Raw genomic sequence first — 3,784 nt, 5'->3', positions numbered from 1 at the left:
TTACAGCCACATCGCTATCAAGCTAAGCTTACGCAAAGTCAATTTTAAACGAGATTGTTTCTTTTTTCTAAAGAACAAGTGTAGATGATTGAAAGATTTGCATACGAAATAAACCCTAACGGGTTTCACTTTTTTGAATTAAGCGGCTTGATTTTCAGACATGGTACAATTGTAAACGACACCTAATATATCAAAGACCGTTTTTTTCTCATATCGATGAGATTTCCGCCCGTTTTGCTGCAGGAGATTGAACAGGCGAAGTAACACCTTTGATAGCTCTTGGGTGTTTTTTTGTATAGTTTGGAATAAAAGAAGAAAATAGTCTTTAATCATATATATGGCTTTATACTCACTAAGCTCTCGTTTTTTCTTTATGAGAAGCAATTGGCGCATTTGAAACATGATAGAGGAACAGAGTAGAATTGCAATCAATTGACCATATAAATGGCACTCTAATCGTTCTGGTTTTATCTTTTTACAATGATGAATTTGAAAGAATGACTTCCACGTTTTAAATAAAATTTCGATTTGCCAACGCAAAGAATACCAGTCATGTACCTGTCCCATCGGGACAATATCTGTAGGGGTGTTTGTCATATATACATTGATACTACTGAGTCGTTTACTACGAGGAGAATACTTCATTCCTTTCTTTTTTTCTCTTACAGCTTGATCTTGTAATCGTTTTTGTTGCTGTTGTTTTGTTAATCGATGAACAATTACACGAGCGGGCACTTTATCAATCATTCCTACATAAGCAATTTCACATGTTTTTCCTGGTTGAAGGGAGTTCATTAACGTCTCCATATCTATCTGTATATACTCTATACCTTTCTTAATTCTTCCGTCTTGAAAATAATTAGGGTTAGAATTTTTTTGATAAATACGTGTATTCGACTTAATACGAGAGATATAGTAGGCCTCTTTATCTTGTATATATTGAAGGTCTTTTAAATGAAAATATCCTAAATCGCGGATACATAAATCATTCGCTGTCACAGTTGGGGCACACAGAGAGCCGTAAGTGCGATCATGTTGTTTACCTGGACCTGTATGAATATGTAGGAACTGCCCACTTAACAAATCATACTCAAGTTGAATTTTTATCCCAGCTTTATGGCTGCATTCTCCTGCACCTGGATACACCGATGAAAATACATACGGGAGTTGAAATGCAGTTGAATCTAAAATACGGATACGTTTGAAAACAGAAGTATATGGAGAAGAAATCGGCATAGATGAGGCCAATTTTTGGTTTAGTAGTTCAGCTAGTATATGTTGTAAAAATTGGACGGCTGCTTGATTAAATCGTTGATTCAGTCCTTCAGGACTGATGAGTACTTCCGTTGATGCTTCTAAACAGCTAGATAACTGAGTTAAAGACGTCGTAGCGACATTGTGGTTCATCCATACACATAAAGCGACAAAATCTTTTGCTTGGTACTTACTGGTCCGTTGTACAAAACGAACATCTCTAGCAAGATCCCGTAAGGCATTTGGAGATAGGGCACTTTGAATCTCTTGAGCAAATAATTGTAATTCGTTAGACACAGAAACAGACATAAAAAACGCCATCCTTTCCTATAATTCTACAGAAAGAATAGCGTATTTTTTCATTTGAAGGGAAAACTTTGTTTTATTAGTTTGATAGCGATTGAGTAGCACCAAAGCGTTTAAGAATAAAACTGTACAACAGTTACTTGTTAAGTATTCTATATTTCAGTTAAAAAGAATTTTTAAAAATCAGTACGTTTATAAATTCTCACCGTTAAGAAGTAAGAACCGATAAATATAAGCATGGTAACGATTGAAGCAAGTGCAATTAGTTGATTAATAGTAAATTGTGTAGTAACACTATATGCAAGTTCAGTAATATACACATATGCCTCAAGTGGTCTCCATAAAACAACACATACAGGGAAAATAATGGTGACAGCAGCCATCAAATATTTATTGGTGAAGCGATAGAAAAATGGTAAGTAGATAGACGTAAACAACATGACAGTAAGAACACTAACCATAATTGTCTGTGGAGTTTCAATTTCAACTCCATAATTCGGGGATGCAACTTGAATTACTGCTTGAATCAATAATGAAAATAGAACTACTAGAATTGTAAACAACACTGTACCGATATATTTTGACATAATAATTTTATTTCTACTATAAGGTAGGCTATTAATAAATTTGTGACTATTATTCTTTTCGTCGTAATAATGTAGATTTATCATATAAGAACCAGCCACCAAAACGACTATGAACCCAAAACTTCCAAACGTCCCTATAAAAAAGCATATACCAAGTAGATAGAATAAGATCATTAATTTTTGCAATCGAAAATCCTTTAATATTAAATTATACATATTGAATATTCCCCTTTTTTGTATAGTACATAATATCTTCTAATGTCGCTTCTTCAATTAATACATCATTTCCTAATTGCGTACGTGAACGGCTGGCGTTACTTGTGAGTGCTTCAAATCCCACGTTTGTTTCACGAATCCCGATTAATTGTTCTCTGATTTTCGGCGTAAGCAAGGATTTATCCCCTTTTACAGTTGCATATTCTTCAGAAATACTATGTATATCTTTCTCAAATACAATCTCTCCATTATGAATAAATACAATAAAATCAGCAATACGATCTAAATCGGTGGTAATATGTGTGGAGAAAAAGATTGTTTTATCCTGATCGACCATTAAATCATAAAGGATGTCTAAAAGTTCTCTTCGAAATACAGGATCGAGTCCAGATGTCGGTTCATCCATAAGTATAAATTCGGCATGGTGTGAAAGTGCAAACGCAAGGGAAGTCTTCATTTTCATCCCTGTAGACATCTCTTTCATTTTTATGTTAGTCGGTAACTCAAAGCGCTGTAAGTAGGATTGGAACTGATTTTCATCCCATTTTTTATACGCTGGAGCAATGAATTTTTTCAGTTGATGAATTGTCATATCTTCATAATAGATATTGTCATCGTATACGAATCCTATACGCTCTTTAATAGAAACTTGGTCCTTTTGATGATCTTTACCAAACACTGTGATTTCTCCACTATCCTTGCTAATAAGATCCATAATAAGTTTAATTGTCGTACTTTTCCCAGCACCATTTGCACCAATAAATCCCGTTACAAACCCCTTTTTGATGTTGAACGATGCATTTTTTAAAGAAAATCCCTTATATGTTTTTGAAACATTTTTCACTTCTACAATGTTCTCCATATTTATTCCTCCTCATAAATACGATTAATAATTTGTATTAACTCATCCATTAATAAATGATTAGCCTTACTCTCTCGAACGATTGTACTGAACTTTTCACGTATTGGATCACTTGGTTCACCCGCACGTTGTTTCTTTGTTTGTTTTGCAACAAACGAGCCTTTCCCTACTATAGAGTAGATGTAACCCGCTTTTTCAAGTTCTTCGTACGCTCTTTTTGAAGTAATAACACTTACCTTCAAGTCTCTTGCTAATGAACGCATAGAAGGTAACGAATCATCTACTTTCAATGTTTCATTTGATATTTGTAATATAATCTGATCAATGATTTGTTGATAAATAGGCGACTTAGACTTATTAGATAGTAAGATTTTCATGATTCAACTCCTTGCCTCTTAAATGCTTATGAACACATTATACACAATGTGTACAATATATACAATATATACATTCGGAACGATGTTAATTTTTCATATAGGATACAGTCATATTGATATAAAGGCGTTATCCTTTCCTATGATTTCTCAGAAAGAATAACGCCTTTTTCATTTTAGGGGGG

General features: G+C 33.9%; 4 protein-coding genes. All 4 read right to left on the bottom strand.

The genetic code is table 11. The features are described from left to right. Positions 1 to 138: 138 nt before the first annotated feature. Positions 139 to 1,563, bottom strand: a complete 1,425-nt coding sequence (locus HMPREF1014_RS23700) for an IS4 family transposase (RefSeq protein WP_000117008.1) — start codon at positions 1,561 to 1,563, stop codon at positions 139 to 141. A gap of 173 nt (positions 1,564 to 1,736) precedes the next feature. Then, the gene (locus HMPREF1014_RS23695; protein ID WP_000282507.1) at positions 1,737 to 2,363 is read right to left on the bottom strand and encodes an ABC-2 transporter permease; all 627 of its coding nucleotides are present in this window, start codon (positions 2,361 to 2,363) and stop codon (positions 1,737 to 1,739) included. Next, positions 2,356 to 3,225 (bottom strand): ABC transporter ATP-binding protein, encoded by an 870-nt coding sequence (locus HMPREF1014_RS23690; protein WP_000428049.1) that lies wholly within the window; start codon positions 3,223 to 3,225, stop codon positions 2,356 to 2,358. The genes HMPREF1014_RS23695 and HMPREF1014_RS23690 overlap by 8 nt, the downstream gene beginning before the upstream one ends. A 2-nt stretch (positions 3,226 to 3,227) precedes the next feature. Further along, positions 3,228 to 3,602: a GntR family transcriptional regulator gene (locus HMPREF1014_RS23685; protein WP_000698388.1), complete on the bottom strand. Its 375-nt coding sequence runs from the start codon at positions 3,600 to 3,602 to the stop codon at positions 3,228 to 3,230. Positions 3,603 to 3,784: the final 182 nt, after the last annotated feature.

It is taken from the genome of Bacillus sp. 7_6_55CFAA_CT2 (assembly GCF_000238655.1).
GTDB lineage: Bacteria > Bacillota > Bacilli > Bacillales > Bacillaceae_G > Bacillus_A > Bacillus_A cereus.
This window is presented reverse-complemented; position numbering and strand designations above follow the sequence as displayed.